General features: G+C 61.7%; 20 protein-coding genes and 1 pseudogene. 16 read left to right on the top strand and 5 right to left on the bottom strand.

Going from position 1 to position 18,920, the window contains the following annotated elements:
- Positions 1 to 869: 869 nt before the first annotated feature.
- The gene (locus C449_RS19060) at positions 870 to 1,034 is read right to left on the bottom strand and encodes a DUF7563 family protein (RefSeq protein WP_449271584.1); all 165 of its coding nucleotides are present in this window, start codon (positions 1,032 to 1,034) and stop codon (positions 870 to 872) included.
- Between the two features lie 583 nt (positions 1,035 to 1,617).
- Here C449_RS19060 and C449_RS08860 point away from each other — a divergent pair.
- The 7 genes and pseudogenes from C449_RS08860 to C449_RS08835 all read left to right on the top strand — a co-directional run.
- Positions 1,618 to 2,295, top strand: coding sequence for a helix-turn-helix domain-containing protein (locus C449_RS08860; protein ID WP_006077654.1), 678 nt, complete (start codon positions 1,618 to 1,620; stop codon positions 2,293 to 2,295).
- A 282-nt stretch (positions 2,296 to 2,577) separates the two neighbouring features.
- Positions 2,578 to 2,865 (top strand): hypothetical protein, encoded by a 288-nt coding sequence (locus tag C449_RS08855; protein WP_006077653.1) that lies wholly within the window; start codon positions 2,578 to 2,580, stop codon positions 2,863 to 2,865.
- Positions 2,862 to 3,230: a helix-turn-helix domain-containing protein gene (locus C449_RS08850; RefSeq protein WP_006077652.1), complete on the top strand. Its 369-nt coding sequence runs from the start codon at positions 2,862 to 2,864 to the stop codon at positions 3,228 to 3,230. Before C449_RS08855 ends, C449_RS08850 begins: the two co-directional genes overlap by 4 nt.
- Before the next feature lie 216 nt (positions 3,231 to 3,446).
- The gene (locus C449_RS08845) at positions 3,447 to 4,169 is read left to right on the top strand and encodes a helix-turn-helix domain-containing protein (protein ID WP_161606450.1); all 723 of its coding nucleotides are present in this window, start codon (positions 3,447 to 3,449) and stop codon (positions 4,167 to 4,169) included.
- 214 nt (positions 4,170 to 4,383) lie between these two features.
- Positions 4,384 to 5,037 (top strand): helix-turn-helix domain-containing protein, encoded by a 654-nt coding sequence (locus tag C449_RS08840; RefSeq protein WP_006077650.1) that lies wholly within the window; start codon positions 4,384 to 4,386, stop codon positions 5,035 to 5,037.
- A 326-nt stretch (positions 5,038 to 5,363) separates the two neighbouring features.
- Positions 5,364 to 5,573, top strand: a complete 210-nt coding sequence (locus C449_RS17815) for a hypothetical protein (protein WP_152415688.1) — start codon at positions 5,364 to 5,366, stop codon at positions 5,571 to 5,573.
- 435 nt (positions 5,574 to 6,008) lie between these two features.
- Positions 6,009 to 6,395 (top strand): annotated as a pseudogene (locus tag C449_RS08835) (SDR family NAD(P)-dependent oxidoreductase); the annotation flags it as partial.
- A 755-nt stretch (positions 6,396 to 7,150) separates the two neighbouring features.
- Here C449_RS08835 and C449_RS08830 read toward each other — a convergent pair.
- Together C449_RS08830 and C449_RS18110 are read right to left on the bottom strand one after the other, a co-directional pair.
- Positions 7,151 to 7,672 (bottom strand): HTH domain-containing protein, encoded by a 522-nt coding sequence (locus tag C449_RS08830; protein ID WP_006077648.1) that lies wholly within the window; start codon positions 7,670 to 7,672, stop codon positions 7,151 to 7,153.
- 156 nt (positions 7,673 to 7,828) lie between these two features.
- On the bottom strand, positions 7,829 to 8,005 hold the full coding sequence (locus C449_RS18110) for a hypothetical protein (protein WP_161606448.1): 177 nt from the start codon (positions 8,003 to 8,005) through the stop codon (positions 7,829 to 7,831).
- A 557-nt stretch (positions 8,006 to 8,562) separates the two neighbouring features.
- Here C449_RS18110 and C449_RS08825 point away from each other — a divergent pair.
- From C449_RS08825 to C449_RS08815, 3 genes are all read left to right on the top strand, one after another.
- Positions 8,563 to 9,585, top strand: a complete 1,023-nt coding sequence (locus tag C449_RS08825; protein ID WP_006077647.1) for a 5-methyltetrahydropteroyltriglutamate--homocysteine methyltransferase — start codon at positions 8,563 to 8,565, stop codon at positions 9,583 to 9,585.
- The gene (locus tag C449_RS08820) at positions 9,582 to 10,652 is read left to right on the top strand and encodes a methionine synthase (RefSeq protein WP_006077646.1); all 1,071 of its coding nucleotides are present in this window, start codon (positions 9,582 to 9,584) and stop codon (positions 10,650 to 10,652) included. Before C449_RS08825 ends, C449_RS08820 begins: the two co-directional genes overlap by 4 nt.
- 99 nt (positions 10,653 to 10,751) lie before the next feature.
- On the top strand, positions 10,752 to 12,701 hold the full coding sequence (locus C449_RS08815; protein WP_006077645.1) for a S9 family peptidase: 1,950 nt from the start codon (positions 10,752 to 10,754) through the stop codon (positions 12,699 to 12,701).
- Positions 12,702 to 12,756: 55 nt separating this feature from the next.
- Here the strand turns inward: C449_RS08815 and C449_RS08810 are convergent, their stop codons facing one another.
- Complete coding sequence (locus tag C449_RS08810) at positions 12,757 to 13,590, bottom strand: class I SAM-dependent methyltransferase (protein WP_006077644.1); 834 nt, start codon at positions 13,588 to 13,590, stop codon at positions 12,757 to 12,759.
- 211 nt (positions 13,591 to 13,801) lie between these two features.
- Here C449_RS08810 and C449_RS08805 point away from each other — a divergent pair, with 211 nt between their 5' ends.
- From C449_RS08805 to C449_RS08780, 6 genes are all read left to right on the top strand, one after another.
- Positions 13,802 to 14,482 (top strand): energy-coupling factor ABC transporter permease, encoded by a 681-nt coding sequence (locus C449_RS08805; protein ID WP_006077643.1) that lies wholly within the window; start codon positions 13,802 to 13,804, stop codon positions 14,480 to 14,482.
- Entirely contained in the window at positions 14,482 to 14,823 is a 342-nt protein-coding gene (locus tag C449_RS08800) for a hypothetical protein (protein WP_049913990.1), read from the top strand. Before C449_RS08805 ends, C449_RS08800 begins: the two co-directional genes overlap by 1 nt.
- 4 nt (positions 14,824 to 14,827) lie before the next feature.
- Entirely contained in the window at positions 14,828 to 15,643 is an 816-nt protein-coding gene (locus C449_RS08795) for an energy-coupling factor transporter transmembrane component T family protein (protein WP_049914027.1), read from the top strand.
- Positions 15,640 to 16,518 (top strand): energy-coupling factor ABC transporter ATP-binding protein, encoded by an 879-nt coding sequence (locus tag C449_RS08790; RefSeq protein WP_006077640.1) that lies wholly within the window; start codon positions 15,640 to 15,642, stop codon positions 16,516 to 16,518. Before C449_RS08795 ends, C449_RS08790 begins: the two co-directional genes overlap by 4 nt.
- A gap of 193 nt (positions 16,519 to 16,711) precedes the next feature.
- Entirely contained in the window at positions 16,712 to 18,160 is a 1,449-nt protein-coding gene (locus C449_RS08785; protein WP_006077639.1) for a selenium-binding family protein, read from the top strand.
- Complete coding sequence (locus tag C449_RS08780) at positions 18,144 to 18,476, top strand: 2Fe-2S iron-sulfur cluster-binding protein (protein WP_006077638.1); 333 nt, start codon at positions 18,144 to 18,146, stop codon at positions 18,474 to 18,476. The genes C449_RS08785 and C449_RS08780 overlap by 17 nt, the downstream gene beginning before the upstream one ends.
- Positions 18,477 to 18,494: 18 nt before the next feature.
- On the opposite strand, the gene C449_RS08775 is transcribed toward C449_RS08780, so the two are convergent.
- Entirely contained in the window at positions 18,495 to 18,920 is a 426-nt protein-coding gene (locus tag C449_RS08775) for a DUF3054 domain-containing protein (protein WP_006077637.1), read from the bottom strand.

Below are 18,920 nucleotides of genomic sequence, written 5' to 3'. Positions count from 1 at the left end.
GGATTTATCACCATACGATATGAAAACAAAGAGAACCGACACTTTCCGAAACAAATGCTTAGTTAGACCATTACCTGAACGAAGTCATCGTTTCCACAGAGATCACAACGGCCTCCTTTCTCCGGTCCATGTGGAATAAGTCCGTTCTCGGATGGCCGTGCCGGACGGAGCACACCGCACTTTCCGCACCGGAGTAGACGGCTCTTGTCGATACTCGGTTCTCCCCCATGTGGCATCTCTTTCCCTTTCATCGGCGTCCAAACGAAGTTGTGCGGAGCCGGTCAGTGTGGTGGCTCATAAATCAAGGTGGTCTCAAGAGAAGTTGACAGCGAGACAGATCCGTTCCCGATGCAATCCTAGGCGGGAATGTGAACAGAAGAGGGTGCTGAGTAGAGTGTCTCCCAGCACTCCGCACAGAGTCTGAGCTCAGATCTGCGGTTCGGGGCGGAAGAGCTCTCGTCTTCGAGGATGATTCGGTGGCGCGGATGTGACGATTCGCTCACCGCTTCGCTGCACAGGGGACACTGTGAGTTCATCATATCTCTACTTGAATAGGTGAATACTCAGTGCTGTCGCATGAACCTTTCCCCCAATTATTGCCGGAAAAGATGTCATTGATCCGTCTCTGGTAGGGATTCGGTCCATCGCGAGCAGTGTGGGCAGCGATAGAGCACTGCTGACGGAATACTCGTTGCTGCTGTCCCGTCCCAATCGATTTGTCGGCCGCAATGCTCACAGACCGTCTTGCTACCTCCCGTCATCCGCACGCTCGTGGAAGAATCACCATGGCTGGCAGCGCGAAGCGCGCGCTACTCATCTCGGCGACGCCCGACGAGCGACGAGATACTGTTGGTGAGTGAGTGATCGGGTTAATCATTGTAATACCGGGGACAGTAGGTTTCCCGGACGTCGGCCCCATCACGGGCTTTGTCGTCGCACTCCGGACATACCCGGACACGGTGAATATCCGGCGGTGCGCATACTCGTGCATACATATCAGTCACGACCGCTCCGCAGCCCTGGCAGTAGTACATCGGGTTTCTCACCGATATGGTTGCCCGGAGTAGTGGATAGTTGGAGAACATGACTGGCAATGCCCGTCAAGAACGTTTTCGATCGGAGAGATCGGCTGACTGGCGCACGACGACCCGCGGACAAGCAGTGTACTCGGCTGCAACACTGAGAATCGGTGATGCCCTGAGCAGTGCTAATAGCATCTCATTCGAGGATACGGCTACTCGTGCACTCATTTGGATCGGTAGCTCTCACAGACCGCTCAACTGGTAGGTCGGCTGCCGTCCAGCAGTCTCAGCATCCCGGTCAACCCCCAACCTGCCAGCGATCATAAATACCCCGCCAGATGCACCTGGTGTATTGATATATGTCGGGAAACTGTTCAAATCGTTTTTATATCCGACGACCAGATCCAATGGTGGGCAACACTCCGATATCAACTATCGTGATGACCGGTACGTGGCTCTCTCCATCAACTGGGTGGTCTCCGTTGCCGGCTCCTCACAATAAGAAAAAGGCTTGGCGACGGAGTTTCACCATGACCGTGAACGAACTCGGCGAACACGAGCGAATCGCTCTCGACGAGCCGGGGAAGGTGTCAGCATGAGCGTGATCGCGACCGTCGCGGTCGAGGCCGATCAGTTCGAACTCGGTGAGGTCCTCCACACCGATCACGACCTGCGCGTCGACCTCACCCAGTTCGTCCCGATCGACAGGACGCTCGCCCCGTATTTTTGGGTCGAGGACGACGGGACCGACGCCTTGGAAGCGGACGTCCGAAACGATCCGCGGGTCGAGGAGCTCACTGCGCTCGACGGCGTCGTCGGACACACCCTCTACCGGATCGAGTGGACGCAAGGCATCGATGGACTGCTCGCTGCGCTCGCCGATCACGAAATCATGGTCGAGCGCGGCGTCGGCACCAACAGTACCTGGTTGTTCCGACTGCGAGGCGCGAGTCGCGACGCACTCTCGAAGTTTCAAAACGACTGCATCGAGAAGGGCATTACAATCGAAATTCGGCGGGTCATCGACAACCCCGACGATCCCGACGGCAACCGCTTCGAACTCACTCCCAAACAGCATGAGGCGGTGACAGTGGCGCTCGAAAGCGGGTATTTCGACGTTCCTCGTGAGGCATCGCTGACAGAGCTCGCCGAGAAGGTCGGAATCAGCCGACAAGCCTACTCCCGCCGGTTGAACCGTGGCCTGCGGGGGCTCCTTCTGAACACGCTCGGTGGTGACGGACTGAGTAGCATGCTCCGCGGTCCCGAGGAGTAGACTCCGCACCCGCGTACACCTCGCTGACTCTCCTAACGGTGTTTGTATTGATAAATACTGGCCGGTTAGATACGTGTCGTACACCCAGATCATCTATATTAGTATGGGTGCATGTGAACTGGTAGTTATTACAGGAGTGGCGTACAAGCTGTGTGCTATAGCACGTATGTGCTGGAAACGTTGTACCAGATGGAGACGATGTCATAGTCGCTGGCACGACCGCCTGATACGAACCAGCCTGGCTCCGCAACGGCGAGACCGCAACACGACCTCGACGCTCCAATGACCCTCATCGCACAGTTCACCGTCCCGGGAGATGCCTTCGTGCTGGGTGAGGTGCTCGGCTACGGCGGTGCCCGCGTCGAGGTGACACAGTTCGTGACGATGGGTGAAGCGTTGCTCCCGTACTTCTGGGTCGACGACGGCGTCAATCGAGAGTTGTTCGAACGGGCGGTGCGCGACGACTCGCGCGTTGCGAGCCTCACGCCGCTGGACGGGGGGGGGTCGGCAGGACGCTTTACCACCTCGAATGGGCCGAGGAGATCGACGGCCTGCTCGGTGTGCTCATGAACCGTGATCTGATCGTCGAGGAGGCTTCTGGGACGGCCGAGGAGTGGGAGTTCCACCTCCGCGCGCACGATCAAGCGGCGTTGTCGACCTTCCAAGAAGCATGTCACGATAAAGAGGTCCCGATCGACATTACGCGCGTCCATCACAATCCCGAAGAGGCTGACGGACCGTCACACCGTTTGACGAGAAAGCAGCGCGAGGCGGTTACGCTGGCGTTCGAGCGAGGGTACTTCGCGGTGCCGCGCGAGATCACGCTGACCGAACTCGCCGAAGAGATCGGGATCAGTCGCCAGGCGTATTCGCGCCGACTCCAGCGAGGGCTACGCAACGTGCTCAGTGAAGTGCTACCGTCAGACGGCGAGTAGAGCGACGAAGACGGTAACTGATCATCGCGGCCTCAGTTATTATTCATTTTCCACCGTTGTTTGCTTCATTTTCCCTCTATTCCACTCATTCTGGACAAATCTAAGAGAAATAATGGAACGAGGGATAAACTCTCCAGCACTGGTTCGATTCTGGCTTTACGGGGGTGCATGTGCACCGACCACGAATACTGTCCTCGGTACAGTATAACAGACGCCATGAGCAGAAAGGCTCATAGAGAAGGGGGAGTTGAGGGGGAGGGAGAGAAGCCGTCAATATCGACCAAGGAGGCGAGCCTGCTCGTGACGTTCCGCCTCGACGCACCGTTACTCCGTCAGACGGTCCAGCGTGTCCGCGACACGACCGTCGAAGTCGAACAGGAACTCGCGGTCGACGACACGGGAACGCTGCTGACGATCAGGGCCAGGGGCACGGCACTCGACGAGTTCGAAGACGCGCTCGCTGCCGACGAAACAGTCAGGAGTGTCGAGCGACTCGGTGTCGAAGCCGCGGACGAGCGCCGCTATCAACTGGAAATTCCCCGGGAGCACTCGCTGTACTGGGAGTGGGCCACCGAGAGTGCAGTGTTGCTCGCCGCGACACGACGGCCGAACGACTGGGAGGTGCGAATGTGTCTGCCCGACCGTGCGGCTCTCGCCGAGCTCCGTGAGTGCTGTCGCGATCGTGGATGGGGGTTCAGCCTCACCCAGCTGAAGAAGGCCTCAACCTCGGGTGAACGAGCCCGGGATCGATACGGGGCGACCAGCAAACAACGCGATCTCCTCACCGCTGCGGTCAATCGCGGTTACTTCGCCATCCCGCGCGAAGTGAGTCTCGCGGAACTCGCCGCGGAGTTCGACATTTCGGATCAGGCCGCTTCCGAGCGGTTGCGCCGCGGCCTCGCCAACCATCTCGACAACAGTCTCGACACCACCGATTGAGTAATCAGTTGGGGGGTATCACCATCATTTGCCGAGAAACGCTCAACTTTCCAGCGAGAGTCACTCCACAGTTTGAGGCAGCCGCTTTTACTTCGGTGACGTCAATTTCGCACCAATAACGCCTAATAGCCAGCACCCACGAGGAGTCACAACTGAGAGCTACCCACCGTAGCCGTTTCGCCGTCTCTCACACCGAGGTGTCCACACACGAGCCATGACGACAATCGCTGGCCTCGCGATCCCGAGCGATGAATTCTCCCTCGGTGAGGTTCTCAGTCACCCGAGCGCGCGCATCGAACTGACACAATTCGTCCCGATCGGCAACCATCTCCTGCCGTACTTCTGGGTGGGGGCGGGCTACGACGCCGCAGCGTTCGAACGACAGGTTCGATCCGACCCACACGTGGCGTCGCTCACCGATCTCGATGGCTCAGTGACCAAGACGTTATATCATATCGAGTGGACCGATGACGCCGAACTCGACGGTCTCTTGGGTGTCTTCAGGGACAACGACATCCTCGTCGAGGAAGCCGAGGGGACCGCGACCGAGTGGCGGTTCCAGATCCGCGCGCACAATACGGGGGTGCTCGAAGCCTTCCAGCGCGAGTGTCTCGACCGCGACATTCCGATCGAAATCACCCAGGTGTATCACAACCCTACGGAGACCGAGATCGATTCGTATGGACTCACCCCAAAACAATACGAAGCGCTCGCGCTGGCGTTCGAACAGGGGTACTTCACGGTGCCACGCGAGAGTTCGCTGACTGAACTCGCCGAAGAGGTCGGGATCAGCAGACAAGCGTATTCGCGTCGACTCCAGCGCGGATTGCGCGGGATTCTCGCCGAAACCTTCCAGTTGGACGAATAGTCACGTATAACAGGGTGCACAAGAACCTGGTTTGTATTTGATCATGTAGTCGCTGTCCCACCAATACGGGCACGAGAGCGCTGTTGATCGATGTATTTTGGCGAATCGGATATTTGTTTCTTCTGTAACCATCTCTCCACACGAAGCCCATCACAGATAAACCACAAAGACGTATGCCTGTGTCCCTCATTCATACGAGTGCGGAGTACGTTCCCAACAGCGACATGCGTTCTTTCACGCTGTCGAGGTGGGTATCCACCGACCCCCTTTGCATCGTGAAATCGCCTCCCTGTTCGGGCACACCTTCGTACCGGAGGCAGCCACTCATGGTACCACCACGCAGGCAGCGAAGCGATCCGATGGATAGAGACGAGTTCGAAACCAGACTCGCAGAACTCGTCACCGAAGCGAACGACGACGGCGTCCAACTCGTCGGAGCCTACGACGTTCGCTCACCACAAGCGGCCGTCCAGGACTACACCGTCGAAATCAGCGAGATTCGAAACCGACACCCGGAGGGACTGTGGAACGAGTAGGCCATCCGATTCAGTCATTACCGCGCAGCGGTTTGCGAACGAAATCCGCGGCCCAGAGCACTCGCCAGGGCTCTCGTGGACTGGTGCTATAGCGTCGGTTGTTGACCGATCTTGCTGCCTTTGATACCGAACCCGTCCGATTCTGGCAGGTGTCGTCACGAACTCGCGTTCTCAGTCACCAACTACCAGCACAGAGTGTGTCTGTGACTGACTCGGCGACCGAGCCAGTGACACTGTGGTGCTGCTGGTACAAATAACTCCCTCGGATGTCAGGGTTTGTGATTTTCCAGTGCGGGTTTGTCGCTTGTGACAGAGCGCAGCGGGGAAGGAACGCTGAGGGTAGCACGAAGCTACGTACCAGCCCGGTCACGACGAGACCGATAGGGAAGGGCAGATCGGATAGTCGCTTCCGACGCTCTAGCCACAACCCAACAGCTGAATTCGAACCAAACGTGCGTCGTCACGGGTGTATCGAGGGGAATCGGGCGGGGAATCGCGGAAGAACTTGGACGGCAGGGAGCGACCGTGATCGCGAACTATCGCTCGTCGGAGGCCGCCTACGATACGGCGAAGGCGATCGAGGATGACGGTGGGACCGCCATCCCGCTCCAGGCCGACGTTTCCGATCCGGCCGAGGTCGAGACCATGCGTGATCGTGTTCACGAGCTGGCTAGCCCGGTCGACGTCCTCGTGAACAACGCCGGGATCACGGTCGACAAGACGTTCTCGAACATGACCCGCGAGGACTGGCAGCGCATGATCGACGTGAATCTCGGCGGCGTGTTCAACTGCACGAACGCCTTCTTCGACGATATCCGAGAACGTGTGTGGGACCCATGACACCATGTGGAGAGTCGTCGAAACGATAACCATTGTCCCAAATCTTCGCCTGGCAGTACTCTGCGAGTCGGTGCTCCCTTCGTCGCGGTTGAGTGCCGAGAAATATCTTCACCACTGCTTCGTCACGCCAGTGCAGGGAACCCCGACTGATAGCGAACTGTATTGGCTCGCTCCTCTATATCACATGCATGGGAGCTCATGACAAATGATTATCGGCAGACGGTGCAAACACGCATGTAGGATCAGGGAAGCGGTCGTTGCGTGGCATCAACTTCCTCACCCCACCGCTCCTTGATCCGATCCTCTCCCTTGAAACCACACAAACGTCTCTGAGAGGTTCCTGTAGCAAGAATATAGACAATTCTACTGATAGCGGAGAACAGCAAGACCGATCACGGACCGGGAAAGACCCCACCGACCGCCGTCTTCACGAAGTTCGGCTCGTCGCTGAGATCATGGGGTTCGGACTCATCCATCCCCTCATCCAAAAAGTACAGAGAGGAAAGAGGAGTCACATGAGTTCCCAGGCCCCTCACGTGAGGACGTCCTGATCGGGGATGAATATCGTGTTCGACGCCAGCAGGTGATTCACCACCGAGAGCTGTCGTTTCGCGAGATCGACTCAGTTCGCTCGTCGTCCGTTCGTTCTCATCGCGAAGCGAGGACTGACTGGCAGCCAACCCCGCCCTTGTGCAGGGATATACCCGTTGAGTACCGAACCAGGTCCAGGATCACCTCTATCCGCGCCCATTTCGCCCCGATTCCCAATCGTGGACGGAAGATTCCTGCTCATCCACACCGAGTTCGTTGAGGCAGTCGTGAACCGAATGTGTCAATCCGTCACCCGAACACGGCGCGACACACTGGAGTTCGTCGCCGTCACGAATAGCGAGACACATCGTCGGAAACGGGATCATCGTCCGATGATCGCCGTCGATCATCGAGGTGCGCTCGCGTTCGTCGAACGCCGACGGAAACGAGCGGTCGTTCCGGGACGCCCACCGGGTGAACTCGGCGACCGTCTCGAGGATCACCTGGCCGGTCTCGGTCCGGGCGGTTGCCGACTCCGGCGCGATCCCGTTGCCCCACACGGTAACGCTCGCCGACGCGATCTGTCCTTCCTGCTGGAGCGCTTCGATTCGGTCGAGGACTCGTTCTTGCTGTGGATGTGCCCCTGTCGGTGCCAACGATCGGACGAACAGCTCGGCTGTGCAGTTTCGCTCGTACTTGCGCATGGTTTCGGTTGGTTCAGCCGCCATCTTCTGAGTGGTCCCCATCGTGAATCACCTCATTCCCCTTGCGTACGACTCGTTGTGGGATGTCAACAGGATTGTAGTTGTCGGCCACTCGTTCGCAGCGGCCTCTATCATACAGAAACGGATCCAGCAGGATACGCAGCCTTCTCAGGTGGTGTCCTACTCGACATCGATCACCACCTGAACGAACTCGTCGTTCCGACAGGTGCTGCACGCTCGCCCCGCATCTGGAACCAGTTCGTCGCCGTCGCTGGAGAGCGTGGCCGGATGGACACTCCCACAGTCGGTGCACTGGACTAAGCGACTCTCAACGACATCTACCCTGTCTTCAACCATGTTTGAGTCTCTCCTCGCTTGTGGGTTTCGAGTACGATACGAGGAGCAAGGGGAGAGCGTCACAAGTGATGCCAGAGGCTCACAACAGATGGAGTGCTGCAGGAACTCATCTGTGAACCCTCCCGAATTCTCTCCCCTCCTCCCTACGACGTAGGATCCGGCGGGAGAATAAAAGAAGGAAAACATGGCTGCTAAAGCAAGAGTGGTGCCTCGGCAGACGATCCCATCGTTCTGCGCATGCCAACAGTTGTCAGATGAACCATCGATGTCGGTAACTGATCAGATTCTGAAACGGTTGGAAGCGCCTGTAGACCTCAATTTTCGGACCTCTCGACAGCTTAGAGCTAGACTCATACGAACAACGGGTCCGATCCGGCCGAACCCCACCCTTACCAACGAGAACCGTCACTGGTCATCGATCCTGTTTGTTACGTTGATTATCTTCCGAGACGCTGTGACGAGTCGGTGCCCCTTTCGACCATCGGCCAAAGCAACGATTACTGTGGTGCATCAAACGGAGTAGCAAATATTAAGCGTCGTCATTCCGTGGAGCGGGTATGAGCGAATTTGTGGCAACGACGCCGGGTGTGTTTCCGCTGCCCGACTGGGCGAAGGATCGCCTCGGAAGCCTGAAAGGCCACCAGAAGGAGGATCTGATCGATGGCGAAGAGACTGGCGACATCGCCGGCGCTTACGACGAGGCACGTGCGGAAGTCACCGACTGGCAGGCGACTGCCGGCCTCGATCGCGTGGTAGAGGGCCAGCTCCGGTGGGACGACATGCTCGCTCACCCGCTCTGCGTCCACGACGCAGTCGAAACGCGTGGGATCGTCCGGTATTACGACAACAACAACTTCTACCGCGAGCCGGCGGTCACCGGCGAGTTGACCTTCGACGGCGACCTCGCGGACGACCTCGACGCGCTCGCGGCGCTCGACGGTGTGGCCGAGGCGCGCCAGGCGGTCGTTCCGGGTCCGTACTCTCTCTCGGATCTTGCGACGGACGAGTTCTACGGCGATCGGTCGGCATTCCTCGACGCGATCGCGGAGTTCCTCACGGGCGAGATCCGAGCGTTCCCCGACTGCGAGACGCTGTTCGTGCTCGAACCGTCGCTGGTCACGAACCCGCCCGAAGACGGTCTCGACGAGCGTGCGAGCGACGCGATCGATCGGGTGGCGGGCGCGACCGATGCCGACGTCGTGGTCCAGACCTACTGGGGCGCGCTGGAGGAGAAGGTCCACGCCCACCTGCTCGACGCCGACATCGACGCCGTGGGGTACGACTTCGTGACGAACCACGAGGAGAACCTCTACAACATCAACGAGTACGGCACGAAAGCGGGGATCGCACTGGGCCTCGCCGACGGCCAGAACACCAACGTCGAGGACGGCGAGACGATCGCCGAGCGGATCGAGTGGGTCACCGAAAACGTCCCCGCGGCGGAGTTCGAGACGGTCTACGCCACCACGAACACCGAGCTGTTCTACCTGCCGGTGAACAAGGCGAAGGCGAAGCTCGCATCGCTCGCGGAGGGCGTCGCACTCGCTGGTGCTGACGCCGACGAGGAGGTGAACGCATGACTCGTGAGCAGTTCCGGCCGGACGACCACCCGAACGAACAGTTCATCCTCTCGACCGTGGTCGGGAGCTATCCCAAACCGAAGTGGCTCGACCGCGTGCGCGAGCGCTACGAGGAGTCCGACGACTTCGACGACGCGAACTGGGAAGAGGCGACCGACGACGCTTCGCGGCTCATCACCCACGAGCACGAGCGCGCCGGCCTCGACGCCGTGGTCGACGGCGAGATGCGCAGAAACGAGATGGTGGAGTTCTTCGCCGAGCGGATCGAGGGCTACGAGTTCAACGGACCCGTCAAAGTCTGGGGTCACAACTACTTCGACAAGCCCTCGGTCGTCGAGGAGGTCGCGTACGACGACTCGTGGCTTGTCGAGGAGTTCGAGTTCACCAACGACGTCGCGACCAAACCCGTCAAAGTCCCGATAACCGGACCGTATACCCTTGCGAGCTGGTGTTTCAACGAGGTCTACGACGACGACCGCGCGCTCGCGCTCGACCTCGCGGACCTCGTGAACGAGGAGATCGGCAAGCTGGTCGAAGCGGGCGCGCGCTACATCCAGATCGACGAGCCCGCGCTCGCTACGACGCCCGACGACCACGCGATCGTGGGCGACTGTCTCGATCGGATCGTCGCCGGGCTGCCCGAAGACGTCCGGATCGGCCTCCACGTCTGTTACGGCGATTACTCCCGGATCTACCCCGAAATCCTCGAGTTCCCGATCGACGAGTTCGACGTCGAACTCGCCAACGGCGACTACGAACAGCTCGACGTGTTCAAAGAGCCGGAGTTCGACCTCGATCTCGCGCTCGGCGTGACCGACGTCCACGTCGCCGAGGTCGAATCCGTCGAGGCAATCGAGGCGAACATCGAGAAAGGCCTCGAGATCGTGCCACCGGAGCGCTTGACCGTGAGCCCCGACTGCGGCGTGAAACTCCTCCCACGCGAGGTAGCCTACGGTAAGATGGCGAACATGGTCGAGGCCACCCGGAAGGTCGAGCGCAAACTCGACGACGGCGAGATCGACGCACGAGCACTCCGCGAGGGCGCGACCGCAAGCGCCGACGACTGATCAGGGATCGAGTCGCGTTCAGGGCTGCATTTTTGTTAGCTCTGCAACCGAAGAAACATTCTGGAAGCTTTTACCACGGCACAGAGTCACGAACGGACGATGTCCAACCCCGACGACGTGCTCGAAGCTCTCGCCAGTCTCCCGAGCTTCCACCATCCGACCGCCTCGGAGGACGGCGATCGTGTCGCGTTCTACTACGACGAATCGGGCCGCAACGAACTCCACGTTCTCGATGTCGAAACCGGCGACCGCCATCAAGTCAGCCACGGCGAGGTGCCACGCAACGCCCGGTGGGGCGTCGAGTGGAGCGCCGACGGCGAACGGGTGTTCTTCCACCTCGACGAGGACGGTAACGAGCAAAACGACATCCACGCCATCGATGTGAGTGGACCCACAGCAGGCGAGACCGAACCTGTCGTCGAGATGGACGGCCAGATATCCCTCGCCGACGTGGGCGAGGACGGCGAGACGCTTTTACTAGGTGCGACCCGCGACGGCCAGATGAACCTCTATCGCCACGACCTCTCGGCCGGCGAGACCACGAAGCTCACCGACTACGACCGTGCGGCCGCCGCCGGCCTGCTCTCGCCCGACTGCGAGCGGATCGCCTACGCCACCAACGAGTCCGACGACTTCGAGAACATGGACGTCTACGTCGCCGAGGCCGACGGGTCGAACGCCCGGAACCTCGCTCTCGGCGAGACGGGTGCGGAATGTGCCCCCAGCGACTGGAGCCCCGACGGCGAGTCGCTGCTCGTCACCGACAACACCGAGAACTTCGGCCGATGTGGGGTGTACGATCTGGGGAGCGAGGCCCTGCGCGCCTCGGGCGGCCGAACGGGGAGTGAAACGGCCCGTGAGGCGAGCGACGACGTGACGTGGTACGGAGACCTCACAGCCGACGAGATGCCGGTCTGCTTTCTGCCCGACGGCGAGCGCTTTCTCGCGCTTCGAGTCCGCGAGGCGGCGGTGATGCCGCTGGTGTACGACCGCGAAACCGGCGATGCGCACGAACTCGACCTCCCGGAGGGTGTTGCGACGTTCCCTGGCGAGGCAGTGCTCGACGATGATCGGGTGCTCGTGATGCACACCACGTCCGACCGGCGGCCCGAACTGCTGGCGTACGATCTCGCCACGGACGAGCACGAGACTCTCCTCGCAGCGGAGTACGGCGGGTTCGACCCCGATGGATTCGCCGATGCGGAGTATTTCACCTTCGAGAGCACTGGCGACACCGAATCCGGGCCGGCCGCCGCGTGGACCGGCGACAACGAGACCCTGGAGATCGGCGCACTGCTCTACGATTCGGGCGAGCGCCCCTCACCGTTGATCGTCAATCCCCACGGCGGCCCGCGCGGGGCGGATTTGAAACGCTTCGATCCCCGAACCCAGTTTCTGCTCAAGCGCGGCTACAGCGTGCTCCAGGTCAACTACCGCGGCTCGGCCCACTATGGCCGCGAGTTCGTCCGACTCCTGTACGACGATTGGGGTGGTGGCGAGCAGGCCGATATCGCGGCGGCGACCCGACTCGTCTCGGAGTACGACTGGATCGACGACGACCGTGTGGCGGTCTACGGCGGCTCCTACGGCGGTTACAGCGCCTACTGTCAGATGACGATGTATCCCGAGCTGTACGACGCCGGCATCGCGTCGGTCGGACTCACAGATCTGGAGGACATGTACGAGAACACGATGCCGCACTTCCGGACCGAACTGATGGAGAAAAACCTCGGCACGCCCGAGGAGAGTCCTGAAATTTACGACGAGCGCAGCCCCGTCAACCACGCCGCAAACCTCTCGGCCCCGATCTTGATGGTCCACGGCGTGAACGACCGCCGCGTGCCGGTTTCCCAGGCTCGCATCTTTCGGGAGGCGCTCGACGACCTCGGCTTCGACGAGGGTGAGGGTGGCGATTACGAGTACGAGGAGCTCGGCGAGGAGGGTCACGGCTCCTCCGACATCGATCAAAAGATCCGGACGTACCAGCTGCTCGACGACTTCCTCGACCGGCGGCTCGGCGGCGCGAAAGTCGAGAGCACTGCGGACTGACTTCCGACGGCGTTCGAAAAGCGTCGGTTGGATCACAAGCGTGGACGACTGAGTGCTACGTCGCGCTCGTTCCCGGCTTCGTCGCCTTCAGTGAGAACGTCAGCGGCAGTTCGATGGGCACGTCGTCTGAGAGCCACCACCGACCATCGTCGTCCTCGATCATTCCCTCGTACATCCGCCACGTCGCCCACGGGAACTCGTGGAGGAACTCGATCCGGAGGCCGCGCTCCGTGAGCGCGGTCACGATCTCACCAAGCGAGTGTGTGAACTGGTACTGCTCGGTGTGTTCGAACTCGGCGTCGAGATCGGCGTAGCTTCCCTGAGCGTCGAACATCACCGGCTCGTCGGCGAAGTACGGATAGGCGAGTTCGGCGGTGTCGCCGCCGACATGTTCGAAAACGTCAGCAACGGGATGGTTCTCGGCGAGATAGAACGTCCCGCCTGGGCGGAGGTGACGGGCCACGGTGGACGCCCATGCGTCGAGATCCGAAAGCCAGGCGAGCACACCGTAAGAGGTGTAAACGGCGTCGAACCTCTGATCGAGCTCTAGATCGAGCACGTCGGCCTCGACGAACGCCGTCGTGTCGGCGAGCCCCGCCTCCATCGCGAGGTCGCGGGCCTGGTCGATCGCCACCGACGAGAAATCCACGCCAACCACGTCGCTCGCGCCCGCACGGGCCAGCGAGAGCGTGTCCAATCCGAAATGACACTGGAGATGGAGCAGGCTGGGGGACTCGCGTTCGACGAACGGGACGAACTCTTTACGTTCGAGAGGATAGAGGCTCGACTCCCCCGCCAGAAATCCCTCGATATCGTAGAAGTCGGTGTCGGGATGGCGGGCCGCGCGCTCGTCCCAGTTCCGACGATTTGTTGCGGCGTACTCGTCCATAGGACACCCATCGACCGTCGGTTCAAGTCGATTGCGGCCCGCCACAACAGGATGTACGGGTGTGAGTAGGAACAGGCTCGGATATTGCTTCGGTACCACACAACGAGCTCTGCAATCGCTCGCCCGATCGATGATCACCGACTGACGTTGCTAACTCGGATGGCCAAAATACGCAAGATTATTATTCTAACCTTCCAGATTAACATTCTGTATGGCACACATCCATCTCGGCGAAGGCTCGTTCCCGCTATGGGCGCTCGTCCTCTGGACCGTCCTCGGGATCGCCTTGCTCGGGGCCGTCACGTATCGCGTCCGCAAGGGTGGCATCAAGACCAATCAGATCGCACTCGCCGGCATCGGCGCGGCGGCGAGTTTCGCGGTCTTTCAACTCAATATCCCGGTGTGGGGTGGCGTCCACATGAATCTCACTGGACTCGTCGGGATCCTCGCCGGACCGTTATTGGGAACACTCATCGCATTCGTGGTCAATGTCTTCTCGGCGGCGCTCGGTCACGGGGCAGTCGGTCTGCTCGGCGCGAACGTTCTTATCAATGCCAGCGAGGCGATCGTCGCCTACTACGCCTTCCGTACCCTGATGCGCATGGACTGGGACGTCTTCCCCGCGAGCGCGAGCGCGGCCACCATCGGGCTCTCGACGGGTGCGATCCTCATGGGCGCGATCATCGTGATCAGCGGCGTCAACGGCAGCGCACTGCCCCGCTCCGATCTCACCATCGCCGTCGCCGGCATGGTCGGGATCAACCTCGGCGTCGCCGTCGTCGAAGGTCTCCTGACTGGGTTCATCGTCCAGTTCCTCGCGTCGGTTCGCCCAGATCTCGTTCCGGGCGCGACCCGCGAGGAACGCGAAGCCCCCGCGGGGGTGGGTGCGTGATGCAGCGCTGGAAGCAGTATGGCGGTCTCGCGGGACTGCTCGCGGTCTGTCTCGCCGCCGGTCTCTACGGATTCACCTCCACCGGCGGCGCACTCCCCTACGCCAAGCGGTTCGCAACCGCGCTCCAGCAGGGCGCACGCGAGGGCAGCGGCCCGCTCGTCGACCTTGGACGGGGCATCATCATCGCCGGCCCCATTCGCAAGGGTGGGCTCGTCATGGAGTACGTCGCGCTCGTCGTTCTACTTGCCGGCGTCGGTATCGGACTGTACGTTTACGCCGCCCGGTACCGGGACGAGAGTGGTGGAGAGCGCGACCGAGACAGCGAGCGAGACGCGGTCTGAGTTGATGACGACCCTCTCGAATCACGTTCCGGACCCGCGGCTCATCACCGCCTACGCCGAGCGCCGCGACGGGCCGCTCCACCGCGTGAACCCCTGGACGAAGCTCGGCGTCGTCGGCACCCTCGTCCTCGCGGTTACCGTCGTCGACGCGCTCGCGGTTCTCGCGGGATTGTACGCCGCGACACTCGCCGTCTACGGTATCGCCGGACTTCCGTATCGTCGGTTGATCCTCTGGTACTCGCTGCCAATGTTGTTCATCGTCTCGGTGGCCGGGCCGCTCGCCTTCCTCGAACCCGGTACACCGGTCCTCGGCGCGCTCGCGACGCCGGTGGGGGAGGTATCGATCACGTGGCAAGGTGCGGCGCTGTTCGTCGAGCTGACCTGCCGGTCGCTCACGGTGGTCACGTTCGCGCTCACGGCCTCGATGACCACGAAGTACAACGATATCGCGTACCTGCTCGGGCGAGTCTTCCCCGCACCGATCGACCAGGTCGCGCTGTTGACCTACCGGTTCACGTTCGTCATGCTCGAAACCCTCGAAGACCTCGTGAAAAGCTCGCTCGCGCGCGGAGCGAATTTGAGCGAATTCTGGCTTAACAGGCAACTCTACGCACGGATTCTCGGCATGACGATGCTGACTGCGATCGAGCGGTCCGAGCGACTCGTCACATCGATGGAGGCGCGCGGGTACGACGGCGACATCACCGTCTACGGCGATGTCCACCGGCCGCCAGCACACGAGACGGCGGTGGTCGTCCTCATGTTCGGCATGGTCGTTGGGTACGCGCTCGTGATTACCTACGAGGTGACGCCGATATGATCGACGGAGATGACTCTGGAGGGAGCGACGACGTGACCGATCCGCTCGTCGACCTCCGATGTGAATCGCATACCTATCCCGACGGCACCGTCGGAATGTGCGACGTCGAGTTCAGCGTTCACGCCGACGAGGTCGTCGCGCTGGTCGGTGGGAACGGTGCGGGGAAGTCCACGCTGCTCGAACACCTCAACGCGACACTCACACCCGACGAGGGCGAACTCCATGTGACCGGCCGACGGGTTACCGACGAGGACCCGGCTCACGCTCGCCGGGAGGTCGGGTTCGTCTTCCAAGACGCCGACACGCAACTGGTCGCGCCCACGGTCGTGGACGACGTGATGTTCGGACTCCGGAACTATGGTGTGCCGGCCGAACAAGCCCGCGAACGCGCCAAAGCCGCGCTCGAAACCGTCGACGCACTTCACTTGCAGGATCGCATTCCACACTATCTGAGCGGGGGAGAAAAGCGCCTCGTCGGCCTCGCGGGCGTGCTGGTGCTCGAACCGAGTGTGATCGTGCTTGACGAGCCACTGGCCGGGCTCGATCCCCAGCGATCCCGCCTGGTCGCCGATCGAATCGAGCGCATCCACGAGGCGGGGGTCAGTGTCGTGCTCTCGACGCACGACCTCGATTTCGCGGCGGAGATCGCCGACCGAGTCTGCGTGATGTGTGACGGGAACGTCGTCGGACGTGGGCCGCCGCGTGAGGTGTTCTACGACGAGGAACTCCTCGCGCGTTCGAACCTCCACCCGCCGACGGCCGTCCGCGTCGCTCGGGAGGCACACCTTCCCACCGGTTCACACCCAGTGACCAGAAGCGAACTCGTCGGGCTCATCGACGCCCGCGCGGCCGATACGCCGCGCTCGTCCAGGTGAGATGGAGCCGGCGGGAAGGCGGCCAGTGTACAATACCACCTGATCCAACGGACGTGTCGTTACTGATATTCGAGGGCAACCGACAACTTTCGTGGGTGTTCCTGTCGATACCATCCGACCGTCGCCCGCAACAACAGGATCATGTTGCTGGTTTCGGGCGGGTGATACCGCTGCCCACGAGTGTTGTATGGGCATGAGTGACGCACAACAGCCGGACGATACGACGGGTCAGGTGGACCACGAATCGCACGACACCGAGGGACCGGGCTACGCGACGCCACAGGCCGCGATCGAGGAGTCCGAGCCAGAGGAGATCGCCTACGTCATGGGACTATACGTCGGCACCGATGTCGACGCGCCCGACTTCCTCGGGGTGGTCGACGTCGATCCCGATTCGGACACCTACACCGAGATTATCGATCGGGTCGAGATGCCGAACCGGGGCGACGAGCTCCACCACTTCGGTTGGAACGCCTGCTCGTCGTCGTGTCACATGGACGGTCTCTCCCGCCGTCACCTCGTGATCCCCGGCCAGCGCTCCTCGCGCATCCACGTCGTCGACACGAAGGATCGGCGCAACCCCGAACTCGAATCGGTGATCGAGCCCGAGGAGGTGTTCGAGCACGACCTCTCCGCACCGCACACCGTTCACTGTATCCCCGACGGGCAGATCCTGATTTCGATGCTGGGGGATGCCGACGGCGATCTCCCCGGGGGATTCCTCGCGCTCGATGAGAACTTCGAGGTCGACGGTCGGTGGGAGCCGCCAGGCGAGATCGAGATGAACTACGACTACTGGTATCAACCCAGACACAACGTGATGGTCTCCTCGGAGTGGGCCGCCCCGAAGACCTACTATCCGGGGTTCGATATGGACGATGTCGAGGCGGGCAACTACGGCCGGAAACTCCACGTCTGGGACTGGGAGAACAAAACTGTCGAGCAGACGATCGATCTCGGGGAGGAGGGGCTGATCCCGCTCGAAGTCCGCTTCCTCCACAGCCCCGAGGCGACCCACGGCTACGTCGGTGCGGCGCTGTCCTCGAACGTGTTCCACTTCCACGAGGCCAGCGAGGCGCGAAGCGCCTCGGAACGGTCGAGCGGCGATAAGCCGCGAGACGGCGACGAGTGGCGCACGGAGCCGGTCATCGACGTCGAGGCCCGCGAGCACGACGGCTGGGACATGCCCGTACCTGGTCTCGTCACCGACCTCCTCGTGTCGATGGACGACCGCTACCTGTTCTTCTCGAACTGGCTCCACGGCGACGTCCGGATGTACGACATCTCGGACCCGGCGAACCCCCGGCTCGCAGATCGGATCTGGGCGGGCGGCCACTTCGGCGACCCAGCCCCAGTACAGGATCGCGAGCTCGCGGGCGGACCACAGATGCTCCAGCTCAGCCTCGACGGCGAGCGTCTCTACTGGACCACCTCGCTGTTTTCGAGCTGGGACAACCAGTTCTACCCCGAGGAAGCCGAGCAGGGATCGGTGATGCTCAAAGCCGATGTCGATCCGCGAAACGGCTCCATGAGCCTCGACGAGGAGTTCCTCGTGGACTTCGGCGACCTCCCGGACGGCCCGGCGCGCGCCCACGAGATCCGGTGGCCAGACGGCGACTGCACGAGTGACGTCTGGCAGTAGCGCGCACGACGTCGCTCTCGAATGGTCCGACGGTCGCGAAGAACGGGTGTCGGTCGTCGAGGGCGAGCCGATTTTGGCGGCGGCCGAACACGCGGGCGTCGCGCTCCCCTTCGGCTGTCGGACCGGTGCGTGTGCGACCTGCACCGGGAAGCTCCTCGACGGCCGGATCGAACACGCCCGTCCGCCGCGGGCGCTGAAGGAGCGCCACCACGAGTCGGGTTACGTCCTGCTGTGTATCGCAGAACCGCGGTCTGATTGTCGGATCGCGGTCGGGAGTTCCGTCCAGGCCGAGCTGGTGTCGAACCCGTGGCGGTGAATCGTTCGGTCGTTCGGCTTAGCTCCGACTGCTGACGTACGCGACTGCTGCGCGCCACGGTACCAGCAGGACGAGCCCGACGCCGAGCGAGACGAGGACGAACGCGATCGCGAACCCGCCGGGGAAAACCGGTGTCGCGCGGAGCGCCTGACCGATCAGCGCCGCCGCGATCCACGCGAGCGCGGTCCGTCGGATCGCGGAGCCGACCGATCGGGAGGTCGATGGTGCGTACACACCGGCGAGGATCGATGCGAGCGCCCAGCCGACGAAAAACGGGAGCGCGGTGCCGACGACCCGCGGCGCATCGGCCACGAGATCGTAGCCGTGCTGGAGTTCGCCGAGGACGACGAACAGCGAGATCAGGAGGAGGTCACCGACGGCGAGCGCGAACGTTCGCGGTGAGCGGTCGGTGCGCGCGCGGAGCGACGCGACGGCACTGCTCAT

It is taken from the genome of Halococcus saccharolyticus DSM 5350 (genome assembly GCF_000336915.1).
GTDB lineage: Archaea > Halobacteriota > Halobacteria > Halobacteriales > Halococcaceae > Halococcus > Halococcus saccharolyticus.
Note: the sequence above shows the minus strand (reverse complement) of the source record. Positions and strands in the feature narration are given on the sequence as shown.

Excerpts from the sequence above, each read along its gene's own strand:
- C449_RS08800 (WP_049913990.1), top strand. The coding sequence starts at position 14,482 with ATGCAGCGCTGGAAGCAGTATGGCGGTCTCGCGGGACTGCTCGCGGTC.
- C449_RS08815 (WP_006077645.1), top strand. The coding sequence starts at position 10,752 with ATGTCCAACCCCGACGACGTGCTCGAAGCTCTCGCCAGTCTCCCGAGC.
- C449_RS08855 (WP_006077653.1), top strand. The coding sequence starts at position 2,578 with ATGACCCTCATCGCACAGTTCACCGTCCCGGGAGATGCCTTCGTGCTG.
- C449_RS08805 (WP_006077643.1), top strand. The coding sequence starts at position 13,802 with ATGGCACACATCCATCTCGGCGAAGGCTCGTTCCCGCTATGGGCGCTC.
- C449_RS19060 (WP_449271584.1), bottom strand. The coding sequence starts at position 1,034 with ATGTACTACTGCCAGGGCTGCGGAGCGGTCGTGACTGATATGTATGCA.
- C449_RS08775 (WP_006077637.1), bottom strand. The coding sequence starts at position 18,920 with ATGAGCAGTGCCGTCGCGTCGCTCCGCGCGCGCACCGACCGCTCACCG.
- C449_RS08790 (WP_006077640.1), top strand. The coding sequence starts at position 15,640 with ATGATCGACGGAGATGACTCTGGAGGGAGCGACGACGTGACCGATCCG.
- C449_RS18110 (WP_161606448.1), bottom strand. The coding sequence starts at position 8,005 with ATGGTTGAAGACAGGGTAGATGTCGTTGAGAGTCGCTTAGTCCAGTGC.
- C449_RS17815 (WP_152415688.1), top strand. The coding sequence starts at position 5,364 with ATGGTACCACCACGCAGGCAGCGAAGCGATCCGATGGATAGAGACGAG.
- C449_RS08820 (WP_006077646.1), top strand. The coding sequence starts at position 9,582 with ATGACTCGTGAGCAGTTCCGGCCGGACGACCACCCGAACGAACAGTTC.
- C449_RS08785 (WP_006077639.1), top strand. The coding sequence starts at position 16,712 with ATGAGTGACGCACAACAGCCGGACGATACGACGGGTCAGGTGGACCAC.
- C449_RS08860 (WP_006077654.1), top strand. The coding sequence starts at position 1,618 with ATGAGCGTGATCGCGACCGTCGCGGTCGAGGCCGATCAGTTCGAACTC.
- C449_RS08840 (WP_006077650.1), top strand. The coding sequence starts at position 4,384 with ATGACGACAATCGCTGGCCTCGCGATCCCGAGCGATGAATTCTCCCTC.
- C449_RS08845 (WP_161606450.1), top strand. The coding sequence starts at position 3,447 with ATGAGCAGAAAGGCTCATAGAGAAGGGGGAGTTGAGGGGGAGGGAGAG.
- C449_RS08850 (WP_006077652.1), top strand. The coding sequence starts at position 2,862 with ATGAACCGTGATCTGATCGTCGAGGAGGCTTCTGGGACGGCCGAGGAG.
- C449_RS08795 (WP_049914027.1), top strand. The coding sequence starts at position 14,828 with ATGACGACCCTCTCGAATCACGTTCCGGACCCGCGGCTCATCACCGCC.
- C449_RS08810 (WP_006077644.1), bottom strand. The coding sequence starts at position 13,590 with ATGGACGAGTACGCCGCAACAAATCGTCGGAACTGGGACGAGCGCGCG.
- C449_RS08825 (WP_006077647.1), top strand. The coding sequence starts at position 8,563 with ATGAGCGAATTTGTGGCAACGACGCCGGGTGTGTTTCCGCTGCCCGAC.
- C449_RS08830 (WP_006077648.1), bottom strand. The coding sequence starts at position 7,672 with ATGGCGGCTGAACCAACCGAAACCATGCGCAAGTACGAGCGAAACTGC.